The sequence below is a fragment of the Microcoleus sp. OTE_8_concoct_300 genome, assembly GCF_031383065.1.
GTDB lineage: Bacteria > Cyanobacteriota > Cyanobacteriia > Cyanobacteriales > Microcoleaceae > Microcoleus.
In genome coordinates this window covers 1-20,693 of record NZ_JANMZH010000106.1, presented here as the reverse complement: position 1 = coordinate 20,693, position 20,693 = coordinate 1, and the positions used below count along the sequence as shown (strand labels likewise).

General features: G+C 47.0%; 13 protein-coding genes and 1 tRNA gene. 10 read left to right on the top strand and 4 right to left on the bottom strand.

Annotated features, from left to right (window positions below):
• Positions 1–684: 684 nt before the first annotated feature.
• Positions 685–1,098, top strand: a complete 414-nt coding sequence (locus ACUVJL_RS05355; RefSeq protein ID WP_445244905.1) for a slr1601 family putative cell division protein — start codon at positions 685–687, stop codon at positions 1,096–1,098.
• A gap of 225 nt (positions 1,099–1,323) precedes the next feature.
• Here the strand turns inward: ACUVJL_RS05355 and ctpA are convergent, their stop codons facing one another.
• Positions 1,324–2,559 carry a carboxyl-terminal processing protease CtpA gene (ctpA, locus tag ACUVJL_RS05350; RefSeq protein WP_445244925.1) on the bottom strand — a complete coding sequence of 412 codons (1,236 nt, stop codon included), beginning with the start codon at positions 2,557–2,559 and terminating at the stop codon, positions 1,324–1,326.
• Between the two features lie 589 nt (positions 2,560–3,148).
• Between ctpA and petB the strand changes: the two genes are divergently transcribed.
• The 9 genes from petB (at position 3,149) to ACUVJL_RS05305 (ending at position 19,533) form a co-directional block, all read left to right on the top strand.
• Entirely contained in the window at positions 3,149–3,817 is a 669-nt protein-coding gene (gene petB / locus ACUVJL_RS05345; RefSeq protein ID WP_333131877.1) for a cytochrome b6, read from the top strand.
• 553 nt (positions 3,818–4,370) lie between these two features.
• The gene (gene petD, locus ACUVJL_RS05340) at positions 4,371–4,853 is read left to right on the top strand and encodes a cytochrome b6-f complex subunit IV (RefSeq protein WP_445244904.1); all 483 of its coding nucleotides are present in this window, start codon (positions 4,371–4,373) and stop codon (positions 4,851–4,853) included.
• A gap of 720 nt (positions 4,854–5,573) precedes the next feature.
• A complete protein-coding gene (locus ACUVJL_RS05335) occupies positions 5,574–6,470 on the top strand; it encodes a helix-turn-helix domain-containing protein (protein WP_445244903.1) in 897 nt (298 codons plus the stop codon).
• A 351-nt stretch (positions 6,471–6,821) separates the two neighbouring features.
• A complete protein-coding gene (locus ACUVJL_RS05330; protein WP_445244902.1) occupies positions 6,822–14,798 on the top strand; it encodes a DUF7948 domain-containing protein in 7,977 nt (2,658 codons plus the stop codon).
• Positions 14,779–14,919 (top strand): hypothetical protein, encoded by a 141-nt coding sequence (locus tag ACUVJL_RS05325; protein ID WP_445244901.1) that lies wholly within the window; start codon positions 14,779–14,781, stop codon positions 14,917–14,919. Before ACUVJL_RS05330 ends, ACUVJL_RS05325 begins: the two co-directional genes overlap by 20 nt.
• Before the next feature lie 479 nt (positions 14,920–15,398).
• On the top strand, positions 15,399–16,763 hold the full coding sequence (locus ACUVJL_RS05320) for a cytochrome 450 (protein ID WP_445244900.1): 1,365 nt from the start codon (positions 15,399–15,401) through the stop codon (positions 16,761–16,763).
• A gap of 176 nt (positions 16,764–16,939) precedes the next feature.
• Complete coding sequence (locus tag ACUVJL_RS05315) at positions 16,940–17,098, top strand: hypothetical protein (protein ID WP_445244899.1); 159 nt, start codon at positions 16,940–16,942, stop codon at positions 17,096–17,098.
• A gap of 179 nt (positions 17,099–17,277) precedes the next feature.
• On the top strand, positions 17,278–17,580 hold the full coding sequence (locus ACUVJL_RS05310) for a hypothetical protein (protein ID WP_445244898.1): 303 nt from the start codon (positions 17,278–17,280) through the stop codon (positions 17,578–17,580).
• A 795-nt stretch (positions 17,581–18,375) separates the two neighbouring features.
• Complete coding sequence (locus ACUVJL_RS05305; protein WP_445244897.1) at positions 18,376–19,533, top strand: matrixin family metalloprotease; 1,158 nt, start codon at positions 18,376–18,378, stop codon at positions 19,531–19,533.
• A 158-nt stretch (positions 19,534–19,691) separates the two neighbouring features.
• On the opposite strand, the gene ACUVJL_RS05300 is transcribed toward ACUVJL_RS05305, so the two are convergent.
• The 3 genes from ACUVJL_RS05300 to ACUVJL_RS05290 form a co-directional block, all read right to left on the bottom strand.
• On the bottom strand, positions 19,692–19,901 hold the full coding sequence (locus tag ACUVJL_RS05300) for a hypothetical protein (protein ID WP_445244896.1): 210 nt from the start codon (positions 19,899–19,901) through the stop codon (positions 19,692–19,694).
• Positions 19,877–19,950: transfer RNA gene (locus ACUVJL_RS05295), tRNA-Pro, on the bottom strand. The genes ACUVJL_RS05300 and ACUVJL_RS05295 overlap by 25 nt, the downstream gene beginning before the upstream one ends.
• Positions 19,951–19,987: 37 nt before the next feature.
• Entirely contained in the window at positions 19,988–20,356 is a 369-nt protein-coding gene (locus ACUVJL_RS05290; protein ID WP_445244895.1) for a DUF1818 family protein, read from the bottom strand.
• Positions 20,357–20,693 lie beyond the last annotated feature (337 nt).

Sequence of the window (20,693 nt, the reverse complement as noted above, 5' to 3'; positions counted from 1 at the left end):
CTTAATGGCTGATGCTCAGGACAAGTTATCCCAAGTTCAAGAAAAAGGGTAGGCACGATAGTTTTACCATTGATGCTAGCGGCAGACCCATAGCTTTGGGCGGCACTCGATTGAAGTTACCTACAATTGGCTGGGTATCTACCTAGGAAGGCTTGCCCCATGTCACCACAAAAGCATTTACTATTTGACAAGAAGCTGGAAGCTGGTCGATCGGCTTTAGCTATGAAATAGAGCCAGAAGTTACGTCTTGCGTCGGGGGACTTTGTTGGTGTTGATTTGGGAGTTAAACAGTTGGCTACCCATTCGTGTGGCGTGGTGATGGCAAATCCAAAAGCTGTGAGGTTCGCGCATCAGCAACGCCGCACGAAGGTCTCGTCATACCAAATCCGCCCTTCATCGTCCTGTATTCATCTCTGTGTTCTCGAACTCTGCGTTCTCTGCGTACTCTGCGGTTTAATCATTCCAAGGCAACGGAATTGATATCAGTTGCGGCCCAAACATCCGGGTAGTAAGGGATATCACCGACAAAAGTTGAGGTTAGCTTCAGCTAATCAACGAGGATGTCAATCAGTCTCAAAAATTTTGGCTCTGGGGACCCTGACAAACCGGGGCGGGTGTGCGTTAAGCTCAGAATTTGCTCTTTTGAGCTCTAAAACCTCAGTCTCAGGTATTTGAAAAAAAATTATGCAAGCGATTCAACCCACCGTTACTCCACTGCGACCTGTAAAAAACTCTCCTCGGGTTGCTCCTCGCAGCAGCAGCCGCCAGCGTTCTTACCCTCACAAAACGCTCGGCGCCGAAACAGGAGTCAAGTTAGCAGTCAACATGGTACTTTCAGTCTGTGCCACTTCTGCTTTGATTCAGCTTTGGCCTCACTACCGGGCCGTGCAAGAAAAATTGCACGAAATCCAAGCAGAAGTCAATCTTACCCAAGGGCGAGTAAATCAGTCGCGAGCAAACTTTAACCGCTACTTTGACCCCAGTCTTGCTAAAACTGTGATGCAAGAGCAAACCAATCGAGCTGACCCCCAGCAGCGTCCGGTGATTTTGCAGGAACCAGAGGTACCCGAAGCCGAGGAATCAACCCCGCAACCTTAAGGGAATCGGAGTTTTGGGTTTTGAAATCACGTCCGATAGCATCATGCTTGTATGTCATTGCTTCGCACAGCGAACAATTACAGATGAATCTGTCGGACGCGATATGACTTTTGAGTTAAAGAGTTTTTAGGATCGTTCTTGTCTGTGATTGCCAGCTAAACGCAGAGACAGACAAAGACCTGTGTATTGACGCCCTGCAGCAAGCTCAAAACTTCAAACTCCGGCTTATACTGACTTTGCCAGCACGGTTTTTTCTTTCAGTAGTTGCAGTGCAGCTTGATATTGCAAGTCTGCGGAAGTGCCGATTTGATCGCGCGCAATCGGTTCCAAAGGCACTACCCGATCGGGCGCAATCCCCAGCTTGTTAATATCTTTATGGTTCGGTGTCTCGTACTTAGCAACAGTCACGGCTAACCCGGAACCGTCAGACAAATCAAACAGCGACTGAATCAGCCCTTTGCCAAAAGTCTTTTCTCCTACCAGTTGAGCTCTGCCGTTATCTTGCAGGGCACCGGCCAAAATTTCGCTAGCGCTGGCCGTTCCCTTGTTCACCAAAACAATCAGCGGATCGCCTGTCAAGGCTTCTCCCGAGGCTTCAAAACTGCCGAGAATGCCTTGTCGGTTCACCGTGTAGACGATCGTCCCGGAATCGAGCCACAAGCGGGCAATTTCAATCCCTGCTTGCAACAGTCCCCCCGGATTGTTCCGCAAATCGAGAATGTAGGCGGCGGCTCCTTGTTTTTCCAAGCGGTCGATCGCGTGGGCGACTTCCTCAGTGGCGTTAGCGCTGAATTGACTCAGGCGAATGTAACCCACGGGTAAATTCTCCGGCGACTGCAATTCGGCGTAAACCGGATTCAGAGCAATGCGATCGCGCACTAGCTGAATTTCCTCAGCAGCGTCCCTTCCCTCGCGCCCCAAGGTCAAGGTAACGGGAGTGCCGATGCGACCGCGCATTCGAGTTGCTGCTTCGTCTAGGCTCAATTCTGAGGCAGGAGTGCCATCAATTTTCAGGATGCGATCGAGGGGTTGGATGCCAGCTTTATCCGCCGGTGAGCCGGCAATCGGAGCCACCACTGTCAGGGTATTTGTCTGGCGGTCGATCGCAATTTGCAGCCCCACTCCCGTCAATTCTCCCGAAGTGTTGACCTGCAAACTGCGGTACTGTTCGGGTTTCAGCAGTCGCGTGAAGGGGTCGTCGAGATTCGCCAGCATCCCCTGGATCGCCGTGTAAGTCTGCTCTCTGTCCTTGAGCGGTTGCTTGACAGCTTTTTCGCGAATCGACCACCAATTGTGATTGTTGAATTTGTCATCCACATAAGAGCGATTGACAATTCGCCAAGCTTCGCTCAAAAGCTGCTGTTCTGGAGTTAGGGCCGCCGCAGGCCCTGCCCACGGGCCTAGAACTAGGGCGACTTGGAGGAAAAGTAAAATAGCAATCTGGAAAACTCGTCTGTGCATGATTTTTCTGTAAAAGATAGGCAAGTATGGCATCTCCTGTATTTTTAGTTTGTAGGCTTTTAAGCTTTTGCGCATTTAACTCTCCCCAAGGCATTCGGCATTCGTCAAATGTCCACCGCGAACAAAAAATTAGTTAAATGTAACATTTAATCGCAAAATGAGTGAAGTTTTATCATAAATATTAAAAATTACGCCCCAGGGTCCCGGTGGCAGGCTCGGACTTTGGTCCGCTCGCTCTGGTCTTGGCTGTATGCCAGCTTAGGGCGGATGTTGAGCTTGCACAAAAGGGTATTTGAGACTCGGCAAAAGCATCGCTCGCGTGAAATTTGCACAGCAATTATGTTACATTTTTTATCACAGTCTGGAATTCGATCGGGCAACGCCAGCGAGTAGGGACAAGCCACCGCTTAGTTTCCCAGGGCTTGCAGGCGATCGCACAATAGAGTTCCTTTCGTCAGCTCCAAATTTAAAAAATAGCCTCAGGCATTTGCTAATAAAAGCAAGCTGCTCGGCGCGGGGCGACAAAAAACCTTGTGGCTGCTGCCCTGAACCTCAACCACAGCAATATTCTTTTAGGAATTCTGGCTCCATGTTTTCTAAACAAATCACCGACTCAAAAACCTACCAGTGGTTTGAGGAACGCCTGGAAATCCAGGCGCTAGCCGATGACATCACTACGAAGTACGTACCCCCGCACGTCAATATTTTCTACTGCTTGGGCGGAATTACTTTAGTTTGCTTTTTGATCCAGTTTGCCACCGGTTTCGCCATGACTTTCTATTACCGTCCGACGGTAGCAGAAGCTTTTTCTTCAGTGCAATACCTGATGAATGAAGTCAACTTCGGCTGGCTGATCCGCTCCATCCACCGCTGGTCTGCCAGCATGATGGTACTGATGATGATTTTGCACACCTTCCGGGTTTACCTGACCGGCGGCTTCAAAAAGCCCCGCGAGTTAACCTGGGTGACAGGAGTAATCTTGGCAGTCATCACTGTTTCTTTCGGCGTGACCGGCTATTCGCTGCCTTGGGATCAAATCGGTTACTGGGCGGTTAAAATCGTTTCCGGTGTCCCCGAAGCCATCCCGGTTGTCGGCTCTTTGATGGTTGAACTGCTGCGCGGCGGTGTCAGCGTCGGTCAAGGCACTTTGACTCGCTACTACAGCTTGCACACTTTTGTGTTGCCTTGGCTGATTGTAGTCTTCATGCTGGCTCACTTCTTGATGATTCGCAAGCAAGGTATCTCTGGCCCGTTGTAAGTTTTGAGTTGTGGGGGCGGTATTTTTTTTGCCCCCCGCTGAATTTTGAGTTGAAAATTCAGAATTCATCACTCATCAAAAAATTGGGCACGAAACGACGTCCTTCTAGGACGGCTTTGTATTAGCATCTAGATGGTCACTGACCCACTGTCCGTCGATGGATTCAGACAGCCTAACGAGCGAAGTCCAGTTTGACTGGCGGCGCAGACAAATCGGTAGACCGGGAAAAGAGGATAGGGCAATGGCAAACATCCCTAGAATCAAAACAATACATAAGAATTCCTTTTGGGGTTTTCGACACATAAGAACCGCAGGGCTTGCGGGGATAGTCTGTGGAGCGAACGTAAGACCAATACTCCTTGAGGGTGGAGGCAGTTGCAAAGAAGCAGAAACCTAAATTGTGAGGTTTAGGAATCACCGCACCTGATAGTCGGTGAGGATGTCAAGATATTTATTTACGGCCCATACTTCCTGCGATCGCGCCGCTGATTCAAACTAACGAATACAGCCGAATCCCAGGCCCGGGTAAAACTAAAAGGAGAACACTCTTACTATGTCTATTCTCAAAAAACCAGATTTGAGCGATCCAGACCTCCGCGCTAAGCTCGCTAAGGGCATGGGTCACAACTATTACGGCGAACCAGCTTGGCCTAATGACTTGCTCTACGTTTTCCCTATAGTCATCATGGGAACGATTTCTCTGTGCGTCGGTTTGGCGGTACTAGACCCGGCTTTGGTTGGGGAACCTGCTAATCCTTTTGCTACTCCGCTGGAAATTCTGCCGGAATGGTATTTGTGGCCTGTGTTCCAACTCCTGCGCGTTTTGCCTAACAAATTGTTGGGTATTGCTTGCATGGCTGCTGTTCCCCTTGGCTTGATTTTGATTCCGTTCATCGAGAGCGTTAACAAGTTTCAAAATCCGTTCCGCCGCCCGGTTGCTACTACTGTTTTCCTCTTGGGAACTGCGTTCACTCTGTGGTTGGGTATTGGTGCTATTTTCCCGATCGACAAATCTTTCACGCTGGGTCTTTTCTAAGATTTAAGCTTGCTTGATTTTGACGCCTGCGGGTTTCCTGTAAAGTGCTTTGGTACTGCTGGGAAACTTTAGCGGGCGTCATTTGATTTTAGATTTTAGATTTTAGATTTTAGATTGGGGATTTTTGATTTTTGATTTTTGATTTTTGATTGGTGATTGGTGATTGGTGATGTTATATCATGTCCGGTCGAGCAACCCCGATTTTTGTAGGGGCCCGTGAGCAAACAATACCTGCCAATAATTGACTATCTCAAAAACCCGCCCCGACCGGGATATTATGGTTAATCGATCGGACATGATATTAGAGGTTAGATGTGAGATTTTTGATGTGAGATTTTTAATGTGAGATGTGAGATTTTTGATGTGAGATTTATCGCTCTAAAAGTGAATATAGCGGTTCGATCGCGTCGTGAGGTATGGGGGCGAGTCCTATGCCCTATGCCCTATGCCCTATGCCCTATGCCCTATGCCCGCGAGAGCACCTCATGTTACTGAGAAAGGCTATAATTATCAGTAATTAATTGTAGGCGCAACGGCTGGTATGAAAGTGCCGACGATCGATCGACTCTACACCGCCTTACGCTCAAATCTCCTTAAATTTTATTGCGAAAGCTTGACAAACTGACCGAGAATATGTAGCGTAAACCCTCGGTATCTTTTGCATGACTGCAGGAACTTCAGAGATATAGGATATAGCCACTACCCCAGCAGGTGTAAGCTATGTCCTCAGAGAAACAGTTAATTCTTGACTTTGCCCAGCCAGACGCGATGAAATCGATTCTCCCGAGTCCCTCAATCCTGTCAAGTCACGGCACAAAATGGGAGGGAATTCACGTCGAATATCACCGTCAGCCAGCAGACGAAACTCCCGAACACTGTTTCCAACAACACAACATTGGGCTAATACTCAATTCAGTTACAGTAAACGGAATACTCAACGGCAAACACTATGGTAGCGAACCGTGGCAAAGAGGAGAAATTTTCATCGGTGGTGCTGGTACTGATTTCCAGTCAGGTGCAGTCGAAGATCCTGAATTTATAGCGATCGCGATCGACCCTACCGACTTCGACAATACAGTTGGCGAATCGACCAATTCAAACCTCATTGAAATTATACCGCACTGGAAAATCAGCGATCCGTTGATTCTCGGCATTGGCTGGGCCCTCAAAACCGAACTCGAATCAGGTGGATTAAACGGTACTCTCTATGTCGAGGCACTAAAAAACGCGCTTTCAGTTCATATACTGCACCGCTATTGTGCACACAAACCGAATTTAGTGAATTTTGAAAAAGGTCTTGATCCTCGGAAATTAGAGATAGTTGTTAACTACATTAATGACTACATACAGCGAGATTTGCACTTAGCTGAACTGGCTAATTTAGTGCAGATGAGTCCTTATTATTTCAGTCGTTTGTTCAAACAATCAATTGGAGTCACGGCCCATCAGTACGTGATCCAGTGCCGGATTGAAAAAGCCAAACAGTTGTTGAAAACGCAAGATTTATCACTAACCTATATCTCGCAGCAAGTCGGATTTCACGACCAAAGTCACTTTAGTAAGACCTTCTGCAAAATCGTCGGTTTGACTCCTAAGAAGTATCGCGCTCAGCTTTAACAGTCCTGGATGTACGCAGGGGTCAAAAACCCTGGTGGTTGAGAAGTCGAAACCCTTGATATCTCAGACGGGATATCCAGGATTTTTCGGAGAAACCGGGTTTTTTTGCCTTATAGAGACGATCGATTTTAGCCGATTATGGTTAGTAAAACCCGCTTCAGAGAGAACTACGCGCGGTGTGGCATTGGTTGAGATACCGACTCCATAAGCGTTGTTACAATTTTTAATCAAAATCGGAGAAATTTCGCAAGAAAATTGTATTTTTCGCAAGTTTTCCGCAAGTATTTACAATAAAGCAGAGCTCGTGATTTGGTAGACTTGCTGGCATAACATGAACCAGGGGTATCAGCCATGAATTCTCAAAATCAACAGGCATCTTACGGTCAAATTCCCTTAAGTTTTATTGCAAATACTGGACAAACTGACCCTAATGTGAAATTCCAGGTGAAAGGTGCCGGTCACAGCATCTTTTTTACTCCAAACGAAATTGCTTTCGTCGCTTTTCCCACACCCAATGAACCGGGAAACCAAGCCACAACTTCTTCAGTTGTACGCAGCAGCTTAGCCAACAGCAACCCCAATCCGACAATTTCCGGGCTGGAAAAATTGCCGGGAGTTGCTAACTTTCTTTTAGGCGAGAATTCCAGTCAATGGCAGACTAATGTGCCTACTTTTAACGGCGTTGTTTATCAAAACGTCTATCAAGGAATTGACCGCGTTTTCAAAGGCACAGAAGGACAACTTAAAAGCGAATTTTTGGTAGCAGCTTTTGCCGACCCGAATCAAATTAAGATGAATTATAGTGGTGTTAACGACATCCGGTTGCGTGACGACGGCGCGCTGATCTTAGAAACACCTTTAGGCGAATTAATTGATAACGCACCCATAGTTTATCAAGACATCAACGGACAGCGGGTGAATGTTCCCGCAGCTTACAATTTATTAGGAAACAATCAAGTTAATTTTAGTTTGGGATATTTTGACCCCACTCAACCCCTAGTTATCGATCCGGTTTTAGCTTACTCGACTTACTTAGGCGGCAGCGGCAATGAGAATGCCAACCGCATCGCCGTAGATAGCACAGGTGCGGCTTACATTATTGGAACTACTTTTAACAATTTCACGACTACTCCTGGTGCGTACCAAACTACACCAGGGGGTCAATCTGATATCTTCGTTACGAAAGTTAACCCCGAAGGAACTGCCTTAGTTTACTCTACATATATTGGCGGTCCTAACAATGATGAAGGTTTTGACATTGCCGTAGACAGTCAAGCAAATGCTTATTTAACCGGACCAGTCAATCCGGGTTATCCAACTACGGCGGGTTCATTTAAACCTACAGCAAATATTACGAGTGCTGCTGTAACTAAACTCAATGCAGCAGGGAATTCGTTAATTTATTCTACTTTTTTAGGCGGTAGCGCGAGTAACGCCATTGATACTTTTTTCGGCGCTAGCGGGAGTAGCCTCGGCAACGGCATTAAAGTAGACAGTAACGGTAATGCTTATGTTGTCGGGCCGACATTCGGCGGTTTCCCAACCAACAATGCCTTCCAGCCTACATACGGAGGCGGGCTGGATGGGTTTCTTGCTAAAGTTAATCCAACCGGCAGTGCTTTAGTTTACTCTACCTATTTAGGTGGTAACGATAGCGATGATGCTAAAGCCATTGCACTAGATAATTCTGGTAATGTCTGGGTTACCGGAAATACCAATTCGACTAACTTCCCGCTGAACTCAGCTAATGATACACTTAAAGGCGGTATTGAAGCTTTTGTCAGTAGATTTAACGCGAATGGTGCACTTACTTATTCCACTTATTTAGGTGGCAGCGGTGAAGATAAAGGTAATGATATCGCTGTAGATAGTTCTGGAAATGCCCATGTTGTGGGATCTACCTCTTCAACTGATTTTCCTGCAGTTAATCCGATTCAAGCCGCTAATGGAGGTGGTGCTAAAGATGCTTTTGTCACCAAGATAAGTGCTAATAACTCTTTGGCTTATTCAACTTATTTGGGTGGCACCGGAGAGGAGAATGGCGATCGCATTACTGTAGACAGTGCGGGTAATGCTTATGTAACGGGAAACACTACTTCTACTAATTTCCCAACTCTGAATGCTCTTCAAAGTGTCAGCGGCGGCGGGCAAGATGCTTTTGTCACGAAAATCAATTCGTCGGGTTCTGCCTTAGTTGATTCAACTTATCTTGGCGGCAGCGGGAACGACTTCGGTAGTGGTATTGCGGTGGATACTTCTGGTGCAGTTTATGTGGTGGGAGGTACGGCTTCTACTAACTTCCCAACAGCAACTCCTTTGCAAGCGGCGAATGGGGGAGGTGCAAATGATGCTTTTATTACTAAAATAATTGTGCCGCAGGTCAAGATTGTTGAGTCGGGCGGCAGCACTAATGTAGCAGAAAGCGGGACGACGGATACTTATACAGTTGTATTGACTAGTCAGCCTACTGCAAATGTGGCGATCGCACTCAATACTGACAGTCAAATGCAACCTATTGCTGGCATTAGTTTCACTCCAACTAACTGGTTTGTACCGCAAACGGTGACAGTGAGTGCAGTAGAGGATACCGTCGCTGAAACTTCGCCGCACACGAGCCAGATCGCTCACACTGCTATCAGTACCGATACTAATTATAACGGGACTACTGCCAGTTTTACGGTCAATGGCACTCCTGGCAATACTGTCAATGCTAATATTACCGATAACGACACTGCAGGCGTTAGCATTACTCCGACTACTGCGAATGCAACTGAAGGGGGTGCAACTGGAAGTTATAGCGTTAAATTAAATACTCAACCGATCGCACCTGTTACGATTAACTTGGCTACAGGCAGTCAAATTCAACCAATTACCGCACTTACTTTTACCGCGAATAATTGGAATGTCGCTCAAACAGTCGCGGTGAAAGCGGTTGACGACAATTTAGTCGAAGGAAATCATGCAGGGGCGATCGCCCATACTGCTACCAGTACCGATACTAACTATAACAGCATCACAATTTCCCCTGTTAATATCGCCATTACTGATAACGACACCGCAGGCGTTAGCATTACTCCGACTAACACGACTGCGACGGAAGCTGGTGCAACTGGAATTTATAGCGTTAAATTAAATACCCAACCGATCGCACCTGTTACGATTAACTTAGCTACAGGCAGTCAAATTCAACCAATTACCGCACTTACTTTTACCGCTACTAATTGGAATGTTGCTCAAACTGTTGCGGTGAAAGCAGTTGACGACAATGCAGTTGAAGGAAATCATGCAGGTGCGATCGCCCATACTGCTACCAGTACCGATACTAACTATAACAGCATCACAATTCCGGCTGTTAGCGTCGCCATTACTGATAATGACACTGCCGATTTCAGCATTGCACCTACGAACATAACTGCTACAGAAGGCGGTGCAACTGGCAGTTACAAAGTCAAGCTAACTTCGCCACCGAAGGCATCGGTTACTCTCAGTTTCAATACTGGCAATCAACTTAATCCGATCGCCACACCTATTACTTTTGACAGCACTAACTGGAATGTTGCTCAAACTGTCACTGTTAGTGCGATCGACGACAATGTAGCACAAGGAACCCACAGTGGCACGATTGCTCACACAGTTACGAGTACCGATGCAAATTATAACGCGAAAGTCATTCCCAATGTGACGGCATCAATTACAGATAACGATAGTCCCGGTATTTCTATTGTGCAATCAGAAGGCGAGACAGCTATTGCTGAAGGCGGTGCAACCGATAGCTACGGCGTACTTCTGACTACCGCACCTACTGCAAACGTCACGATTAATTTTGACACGGGCAGTCAAATTAATGCGATCGCACCTCTCACTTTCACGCCGAATAATTGGAATGTGGCGCAAAATGTCACTGTTACGGCGATCAATGACAGCATAGCCCAAGGAACCCGCAGTGGCACGATTACTCACAGGTCTGTCAGTACAGATACTAATTATAACAACCTGACGATTTCTCCTGTGACTGCCACGATTGCTGACAACGACACGACGGGTGTGACTATTTCACAGCAGAGCACAACTGCTACAGAAGGCGGTGCCCCAGGCAGTTATACACTCAATTTAAATTCGCAGCCAACTGCACCAGTTACTATCAGTTTTGATGCGGGAAATCAAATAAGTGCGATCGCACCGATTACCTTCGACGCTACTAACTGGAATATTGCCAAACCCGTCACAGTAACGGCTACAGATGATGCGGTTGTCGAAGGAAATCATGCGGGGGCGATCGGGCATACTTCTACCAGTAACGATGTTAAATATAACAGCATCACAATTTCCCCTGTTAATGTCGCCATTACTGATAACGACACTTCCCCAACGCCAACCCCAACACCTCCAACACCGATAACACCAACCCCAACGCCAACCCCAACACCTCCAACACCCGTACCTCCGACCCCAACACCGATAACACCAGTACCTCCGACCCCAACACCAGTACCTCCCACTCCAACCCGAACACCGATATCTCCAATCTCAGCCCCAACACCAGTACCTCCAACCCCAACACCATCAGCGACACCTGCTGGAGTTACTGTTAATCCGGCATCGGGATTAATCACGACAGAATCAGGGGGAACAGCAACATTTAATGTCACACTCAACAGCCAACCTACTGCTGATGTCAAAATAGATTTAGGAAGTTCCAATACAGCAGAAGGAATAGTTTCACCTGGATCGCTGACATTCAATTCGGGTAACTGGAATGCAGCGCAAACGGTAACAGTAACAGGTGTTAACGACAATGTTGCTGACGGCAATACACCTTACACGATTGTTACTGCCCCTGCTGTTAGTACGGACAACAATTATAACGGGTTAAATGCAGCAGATGTCGCTGTTACCAACAATATCCCAGCCAGAGACTCAGTGGGAAACACTGCAAGTACAGCCAAGGAAATCAATGCAGCTTCTAGTTTCAGAAACTACCCCGATGCAGTGAGTAGTAACGATCCTGATTACTACGAATTTACTTTAGGTGCTAAAAATGACTTCAATTTGTCAGTCAACGGAGTCAATCAAGATGTCAAAATTGAATTGCTTGACAGCAGTCAAAATGTCATTTCAACTGCACAAGATTCCGGCCCTGCCTCAAAGTCAATTAACCGCCTTTTGGAACACGGCACTTACAGCGTGCGAGTTTCTTCAGTTAATAGTGTTGAAAGTCCATACAATTTAAACTTGTCTGTTATACCTCGTCTTCAAGGTGTCACAACTACAGGATATGAAGGCCGTGCCTTCACAGCTTCGCAGCCAGTTGCAACTCCCCAAAACAATTCTGGAAGCAGCAACAATTTAATCAATAACAATCTATCTATTACCCGCTTCCAGAACAATTTTCTATCTTCAGTGCTTTCTAGTCGTATTAGCCGTATTGGTGGCAACAACAACGAGACAGGATATTCTTATGGTTTTGACGGCAGCGGCAACGACCCCTATCGTGAGATCCCTGCTAGTGTATCCAATCAACAGATCAATCTGGACAAATTCCGCGCCGCCCCGCGTTTTTCCGGTATTGACGGCAGCGGTTTCTCTGTAGCGATATTAGATACTGGCATCAACTTAAACCACCCATTCTTTGGCCCTGACAGCGACTCAAACGGCATCAGCGATCGCATCGTTTATAACTACGATTTTGCCGACGGCGACGCAGATGCAAACGACAAAGATGGACACGGATCGAACATTGCCAGCATTATTGCCTCCGAAGACCCAACCTATACAGGGATGGCACCTGGGGCGAAGATTATCGACCTCAAAGTGAGAAAGGATGTTCTGCCTCTTGGTAGTAGTGACGAAATTAATAAGTTTCCCTATGTCGAACAAGCTTTGCAGTGGGTATTGGAAAATGCTGATACTTACAACATTGCCAGCGTTAATATGGCATTTGGCAGCGGTGAAAGTTTTACCAGTCCTATTTCACTCTACGGTATTGGAGATGAACTGGCTGCTTTGGCGGCGAAGAATATCATTGTTGTCTCTTCATCCGGCAACCGTTACTACCAGTACCAGTTTCCTCCAGGTGTCAACTACCCTTCAGCCGATCCGAATTCGCTGTCGGTGAGCGCGGTATATAACTCCAACATTCGTAGGTTCGATTATGGAAGTTATTTTGGGGCTGCGACGGCTTATACTACCGATCGCGATCGTATTGCTCCATTTTCTCAGCGTAACGGGCAATTAACCACTGTTTTTGCTCCGGGAGCACCTATCACCGGGGCTGGCAAAGATGGCGATATAAACGAGAGAAGTACCTATCACGGTAGCAGTCAAGCTACAGCCCACATTGGGGGCATTGCAGTATTAGCCCAACAGTTAGCACAGCAAGAATTAGGCCGGCGACTGACACCAAGCGAGTTCGCCAGGATTGTGAAATCAACCGGTGTCACTATTAATGACGGCGACAACGAAAACGACAATGTTAACCATACCGGCTCCAACTTCAAGCGCGTCAATGTGATGGCTTTGGCTGGATTCATGATTGGCAATCGCCCGCCACAAGAGAAGATTAGATTGGGAAATCGACTCACTGGTCTCAATGTAGACGTTCCTAACGTCTACACAGACCCGGATGGCGACCTACTCACCTACACGCTAACCCGGTCTGACGGCAGCTCATTACAGAGCAATCCGAACAGCAGTTGGCTTGGATTGTCGTTTAACTCTGCCGCAAACACCATCCAGTTCACCGGAACTATCCCAAGCAACTGGCAAGAATTTTATGCGAACTTAACAGCAACAGACCCTTATGGTGCGAGTGCCAGCCAGATAATCCACGTAGTAAAAAGAGGAGATGGCAGGGTCATCGACGGTTACATTTCTGGGGCGAGTGTCTTCTTAGATGCCAACAAAAACGGCATCAAAGATACCAACGAACCATCCACCATTACCGATGCCAGCGGTAAATATAATCTCGATATTCCCTTCGAGACTTTCGACACCAACAAAAACGGAGAAATAGACCCATCAGAAGGTAATTTAGTTGCTACTGGAGGCACTGACACCGCCACCGGCTTACCCCTAGAAACACCAGTCACCGCACCACCAGATTCTACTGTGGTCACCCTCTTAACCAGCTTAGTCGCTGACTTAATCGACAAAGGAGTTGCACCGGAAACAGCACAATCTCTGGTCAAATCTGCTCTGGGGATTCCCGCTGAAATTGACCTGACTAGCTTCGACCCCATAGAAGCCACCAACAACAATTTACCGGGCGGTGTCCAAGTTTTGGCAGAAATGGTGAAAGTCCAAAACTTCATTACTCAAACTGCCGCTTTGATTGACGGTGTTTCCAGTGCAGCCAATACCGATATTGTCAAGGTTGTTGTTAGTTCAATTACGGCTTCTATTGAATCAGGTACTGTTTTAAACCTGAGTTATTCAGCAGCTTTAGAACCAATAATTCAGCAAGCTGTTGCTAACATTCAACAGTTTGACCCTAGTTTCACTATCCAAAAACTATTACCAGTTGTTCCGGAAGCTGCGACAGTAATGGCAACAGCAAATCAGCTCATTGATTCCGCTGTCTCCAACCCAACAGAAACATCAATTACTCAAGCAGTCGCCCGCGTTCAACAAGTAGCTTTGGGCGCAACAGCTCAAGACTTCAAAGCAGTCGGTGCGGGAACTAAGACAATTTCCCAGGTAGTTACTGAGAATACTGGCGCTGCTTTAGATACCAAACTTCAAGCTGTGATATTACCTGCTGGGATTGCGACTCCTATTGTCAGCGGCGATGCGGATTTGGGCAGCAATTCTCCCGATCAAATTATCGGTACAAATGGCGACGATACCCTGACTGGCGACGGCGAAAATAATGTTTTGATGGGTATGGGGGGCAATGATTCCCTCGATGGAGCCCTGGGGGATGACACTATTTTCGGCGGCAAAGGTAGCGATAATTTGTTCGGAAGTAGCGGTGATGATGCCTTGTTTGGCAATCGCGGTGCTGATATTTTGAACGGCGGCGATGGCAACGATATTCTGCTGGGAGGTAAGGGTGATGATTTGCTGACTGGCGGTTTGGGAAATGATAGTTTGACGGGAGGTGATGGCAACGATCGCTTCTTGCTATCTCCCAATTCTGGTATCGATATTATCTTGGATTTTGAAGACGGTAAAGATTTGCTTTCTCTAGGCAACAATCTTACTTTTTCGCAACTGTCCCTTACTCAAGAAAACAGTACAACTTTCATCCGTTCGTTAGTAAACGGAGAAATTTTAGCTGCTCTGAATGGGGTGAGTGCCAGTCTAATTAATGTCGCCGATTTTGGCTGAAGCTATAGCAGAAGGAAGCAGGAAGAAGGAAGAAGGAAGTTCGGCAACGGATTCTGTAACGGATGTAACGGATGTAACGGATGTCAGGAAGAAGGAAGAAGGAATAAGAAATAAGAAATAAAATCAATCGTTTCAGCCATTAACAACGTCCTAACCGTCTTGGCGGTTGCTATAATAGCAAGTAGTCGCACATAACTCGGGTTTATGTGCGACTCTCAGATATTGGGGGTAATACTTTAGTTGCAGAAAGTAGATATACTTACCAGGAATCGTTATAAATTATATCATGTCCGGTTGAATAGTTATAATACTTTTGTCCCATCATGCCCGATGCCCGATGCCCGATGCCCGTATAGGATTTATAAGTAATTAACCGGACTTGATATTACACCAAGTCTCCGGACCAAGGCTACACTTAGGCGAAGACATATTCAGTACAACTATATCTATATTGCCACTGCGTTTACAAATAAAAATGGCTATAGTTATACTTACTGATTTTGGCAATTTTCGGGGTATTGAATCCGGCTCAATTGCTGCTCAATACCCTGTTGCTGCTAAATGCAAAGCGCGTTATAGCCAGTGGAGCTCGGAGGAATTATGATGAACCTAAATTTAGATACTATTTTCTCATCGCTCATGAACCCGGCACTGAACGAGTTTCAGGCTTGGGCTTTGCAAAACCCGGAAGAAAGTCTTAGCAAAACGCTGCTACCACCGATCGCCCTGATTGAGGGTTTGATTGCCAACGAACCCACGTATTTACAAGTAAAACGGCTGGCTTTCGGAGCCAATTTTTGCTGCGCGGGGCAAGTCGTAATGTCCGAGTTTGCAACGCTGGAAAAAGCACTCACATCGCCCCAGGCGCGCGGATGGCGGCTGGGTACTATTGTACTCGATCCCGATCGCACGCCCAACCAAGATGTCGGCGGTAGGAACCTTTTCCTGCTGTCTCTGTCCGATCGCGAAACTGACGCTAGCAGCCACCATGCGGCATTCAGAAGCTGTATGCAGAAGTATCTCTTCAACAGTGCCACAACCGATCGCCAGGGAGACGAAATTGCCCGACGGTTGCTCGATCAGCTAGCAGCAGATTATACCGAGATGCCGCACGGTACGGGGGGAGCGTTTTTTACCGATGTCAAGCGCGGTTGGAAGAGATTTTTAGTCCGATACGTGCACTACGTCATCTTTGGGATTAACCCAGACGACGAGGAGTCGATCGGGCTCCTCACCGATTTACATTACATCCGCCAAAGCCCGCTGCACTACTTCGCCGTCATCGGCAGCCTTTTGCAAAGCCTAAACCTGTTTGGACATGGAGATTTATCGGCTCTAATCGAGCGCGCAGCGACTATCTATGAGAATTCCCCAGCTTTAGCCGACTTCCAACAGGAGAGCTCGGAAAACAACGGCATGACTAAGCGGGAATTGGCAAAGCTGATGACATCGATTATAGGGATAGCGGGACTCCAAGGCCCCCTGCAGCTAGGCTACACGGCAATGGGATATCACTCTCTCCCCGCCTATAAAGGACAGCAGACGGCCGAAATTAACCCGACTGATTTTTGGGATCAGCTCGATTTGGACGATCGCCAGTCGATCGAGCTGTTCCTCCTGGAATGCGGCCGCCTCGCGGCCCCCGTCATTGCCACGCACCGAGTCGCGACAGAGCCATTCACCGCAACCGTAGCGGGCAAAGAGCGCACTTTCCCCGCAGGAACCAAGGTACTAATACCGCTCAGTCTGGGGCTGCTAGACGGGAGTTTCTGGGGCTCTACGGTATACGAATTCAACCCTAAGCGGGAGAATCTGTGCCCTTTTCATATGGGATTTCATTCGGTGGGCGATCGTAGCGCGGGACGGATTTGCCCCGGTAAAGACATCGCACTCAAGATGCTAGTGGATGTCGTGAGTACCGTAGGCAAAGTTCGCCGCTCCTGTGAGCCTAACTTGCAGCGGTAATCAATCCAAAAGCTCGGTTTGTAGTGAGGACTTTAGTCTTCATCCACAGCATAAATTAACTCGCAAAAATCCGTTCCTAGGCAACTCTGGACACCGCACCGTGCCGTTTCCCTACCCCAAAATAATTCCCCGCCCTAGATGAGAGATGTAACCATCGCCCCATTGATTGTAGGGAAATGGCACGGCGTCGTCTCCTGACTGTGGGTAATATCAATTACGATGCCACCGGATTTGGTATTACAACTATTTTGATGATGAATAATACCCTATTCATCCAATACGCTTGGGTTAAAACTGTTTATTCCGGGCGAGATCCCTTGCAGCATCCCCCTTAATACGGGGGACGCAAGAGTAAGTTCTTGTCCCCCCCTGATAGTCGGGGGGCTAGGGGGGATCGCGCTCGGGCCCAAGCGTATTGCCTATTAATCGAAAAAAAGCAACTAAAAGACATCGCGAATTCGATGACAGTAGAACATCCAGCCGAGTTACCCGAAGTCCTGCAAGGTATCTTTTTATGGACGGGAATGTTTTACCAGACGATTGTTTGACGATGTACAGTTCAGGCTGGAATGCTGACCCACGGACGTTATTGCTGCGCGTTTTTGACCCTGTTATCTGGACATTTCATTCATCAATGGCGGGACGGATGTTAGTTTATTTAGTCAAATTTTCTCGCTTCACTTACTTGTGCCGATTCTCCGATGCAAATTTGCAGCATAGGCAGATCACGCCGATAGTATTTGGATGGTGTGTGCCGCAGTGGCTTGTAGATTTTTTGATCGATCGAGATCCGCTCACTCCGAATCGAGATATCTAGTATCGAAGAAACTCCTTTTTCGGCAGACCTCCTGACAGCCGATATACACTCCCCAGGATTGTAGACAAAGATGGCAACTACACATCAGCATTTCCAGATATGCTGTCTAAAGTTGGCAGGGATTGTTTAATCATTGCCAAAGAGGGAAAATCTTTACAAAAACTACCAAACCCGCTTCATTACGCGGGTTTGGTCGATCAAAGCGCCGGGATTTGAGCCGACGACCCCCACTAGGCACAGTTTTATTTGCTAGCCTATAAAGGCTATGCAGCAAGCTCTCACAAGCTATTGTCAATTATTCATATCAATATTTCGGATAGTGTGTAATTGGCAACTGTAGAATAAGGGTTTCAGGGCGATTGGGCCATCCATCTGCTTAGCCGTAAATCAAGGGTTTCAGGCTACGACCTAAAAACTGTCCAGACTATTAATCATTTACAGTGTAAAGCTGAAAACTAGAATGGGGAGTACGAGTTCCCTGTACAGTGCGATCGCCATCTCCTCAGGGGATATTGAGGGTAGGAAATCTATCCGTCCAGACTCATCATTATAAAAATAAATCAGGGTTTCACAAGGATTTAAGTCAGTTTACACAAGCTCAACAGCTAGCATTTATCTAGGTCATGGCTGACCGGGTTGCAGTTTCTCTTTCCTGAATCTCCTGTGCTCCCACTTGATTCAGATAGATGAAAATAAACATTCTCAAAATAGCTGGTTCTTTGGAAAGAATTTTGCCGGGATTCAGCACACCTTTGGACTTAAAGTCTCTAGGTATTCACTTTGGAGGAATTTGTCATGAATAAAATTTCACAAATGGACTCTTATCAAGTTGAGCAATTACTAAAACGCATCGAACAAATTGAAGCTCAGCTCGGAATCAAAGTTGCCCCAGGTGGCGCACCATCAGCTAAGGAAGCACACAATTTTTGTGCTTTGCCAAAGGTTCCTCCACGCACTTTCGATCCGAGTGTGTCGCCGGAGCGTGCTCGTCTAATACGGGCAATCGCGAAGAAGTGGGTTAACGGTACAAAATTACGTTATTACTTTTTTGAGAGTGGTCCTAATTCAGGCGGGAATGAGCAGAAGGACATTGTCCGGCAGGGGTTTGAGGTTTGGAAAAAGGTAGGGATTGGTATCAAGTTTGAGGAAGTTCGGAACATCAGCGAGGCAGAGATACGAATCGGCTTTGTCCAAGGGGATGGAGCCTGGTCATATGTTGGCCGCGATACGATCGATATTCCTAAGCAAGGCGAGCGAACCATGAACTTCGGCTGGGATCTTCGGGCTGATCCCCGTGGGGTAGATGTCCCTGTTCACGAAATCGGCCACGCCTTAGGTTTCCCTCATGAGCACCAAAACCCGTTTGCAGGTATCGTATGGGACGAAGAAGCCGTTTATAAATATTTTGCTGCTCCTCCTAACAATTGGGACCGAGATACAACTTTTTATAATATTCTCCGAAAGGTTGCAACAGGAGAAGTTGAGGGGTCAAAGTGGGATCCCAACTCAATCATGCATTACGCTTTTGCAGCGGGACTCATTGAGAAACCTGTGGAGTACCAGAACGGATTAAACCCTCCAGGCGGACTTTCTGAGCAGGATGTGTTGCAGGTACGATTATTCTATCCCCCGCTTGATGAGTCGAGTTATACAGAACTTAAACCCTTCCGTTCGGAGATTCTATCCCTGGCGCCTGCTGAACAGAAAAACTTTGCGATCAACCCCGCTGCTACCCGAAGCTATACAATTGCAACCTTCGGAGAAATGGATACAGTCATGGTTCTTTTCGAGGATCACAGTGGTGACCTGAAATATGTTGCTGGTGACGACGACAGTGGCAAAGACTTGAATGCACAAATCAAAATTCGGCTTTATAAAGGTCGGCGGTATGTGCTGAGAATCCGCTCATACTCTAACTTGGCTGGTGGCGAAGCCTCAGTGATGCTTTGGTGAGGGCTGCCCCAAAAGTTTAGAGAGAAAAGCGATTTCTCAAAGTAGTGCATTGCCGCCCGTAGGGTATATTGGGCTAGGTATTTTCTATTTTGTCTAGGATTTCTTTTTTTTCTGGTAGCTAGGGAGCTTCCCCCAGACTAGGCCGCTGGGGAAAGCTCTTATTTAACTATGCTTTGCAGACCGATCGCCATCCCTAGAAAAAATTCCTCAACCAAAGTCTTGATAATCAGGATTTTGTCAGCTACAGACTGACATTCTGTGTCACCCCAAGCAGGAGAATAGCAAAAATCTGCAAAAACCCCTAAAACAACAAAACCTTCTCCTAGAGAAGGTTTTATCACAATCGGAGCGGCGGGATTTGAACCCACGACCCCTACTACCCCAAAGTAGTGCGCTACCAAGCTGCGCTACGCCCCGACAGCTTTAACAGCTTAGCATGGAATTCCCGAAAAAGTCAAAAAACTTTTAAAACTTTTGCGGCCTGCACCAAACTCGGAACCGCAGCCGCCGGCCAAAAACCCTCACCGCGACGGCCAGCATTCAATATCAACTGCACGCTGTAAGCTTCGGGATAGCCTTCTACCTGCACCCACAGCAAATCGCTTTCGGCTTCAATGGCGATTTTTTCCTCGTCCATTAACTCAGAGGCCATTTGACTGATTGTGGCCGCCAATTGTCCCAACAATCGGCAAAAATCGTTTAACTCAGCCTCCGTGAGTTCGATCGCCCAACCGTCGCCAGCCACCAAACCCTTAAACTCCTGCGCCTGGGGGTTCCATCCCAAACGCCACCCAACACCCGTTTTAATTACACGTTCCACCATTGAGGGATTTTAGATTTTAGATTTTGGATTTTAGATTAATAGGACTTACCCATAAATACGAAAGAAACGGGGTTTTTTACCAGTGTTAAAGGCCCGGATGCAGTATTTCAGTAAAAAACCCGGTTTCGGCAGCCCTGAGTATTAAAGTATCAGCAACTTGGCAGCTGAGGGATTTTAGATTTTAGATTTTGGATTTTAGATTAGGAATGAGAATAAAATAACTTACAATTTGATGGTTCTTGTGGGATGGGCGTGCCGCCCCGCCAGTGTTGTGGGGGGGGGGGCCCCACACAACAAAATATTTATATTATTTTTAAAACGATAAAAAGTTTTTATT

Excerpts from the sequence above, each read along its gene's own strand:
- ACUVJL_RS05355 (WP_445244905.1), top strand. The coding sequence starts at position 685 with ATGCAAGCGATTCAACCCACCGTTACTCCACTGCGACCTGTAAAAAAC.
- ctpA (WP_445244925.1), bottom strand. The coding sequence starts at position 2,559 with ATGCACAGACGAGTTTTCCAGATTGCTATTTTACTTTTCCTCCAAGTC.
- petB (WP_333131877.1), top strand. The coding sequence starts at position 3,149 with ATGTTTTCTAAACAAATCACCGACTCAAAAACCTACCAGTGGTTTGAG.
- petD (WP_445244904.1), top strand. The coding sequence starts at position 4,371 with ATGTCTATTCTCAAAAAACCAGATTTGAGCGATCCAGACCTCCGCGCT.
- ACUVJL_RS05335 (WP_445244903.1), top strand. The coding sequence starts at position 5,574 with ATGTCCTCAGAGAAACAGTTAATTCTTGACTTTGCCCAGCCAGACGCG.
- ACUVJL_RS05330 (WP_445244902.1), top strand. The coding sequence starts at position 6,822 with ATGAATTCTCAAAATCAACAGGCATCTTACGGTCAAATTCCCTTAAGT.
- ACUVJL_RS05325 (WP_445244901.1), top strand. The coding sequence starts at position 14,779 with ATGTCGCCGATTTTGGCTGAAGCTATAGCAGAAGGAAGCAGGAAGAAG.
- ACUVJL_RS05320 (WP_445244900.1), top strand. The coding sequence starts at position 15,399 with ATGATGAACCTAAATTTAGATACTATTTTCTCATCGCTCATGAACCCG.
- ACUVJL_RS05315 (WP_445244899.1), top strand. The coding sequence starts at position 16,940 with ATGGCACGGCGTCGTCTCCTGACTGTGGGTAATATCAATTACGATGCC.
- ACUVJL_RS05310 (WP_445244898.1), top strand. The coding sequence starts at position 17,278 with ATGGACGGGAATGTTTTACCAGACGATTGTTTGACGATGTACAGTTCA.
- ACUVJL_RS05305 (WP_445244897.1), top strand. The coding sequence starts at position 18,376 with ATGAATAAAATTTCACAAATGGACTCTTATCAAGTTGAGCAATTACTA.
- ACUVJL_RS05290 (WP_445244895.1), bottom strand. The coding sequence starts at position 20,356 with ATGGTGGAACGTGTAATTAAAACGGGTGTTGGGTGGCGTTTGGGATGG.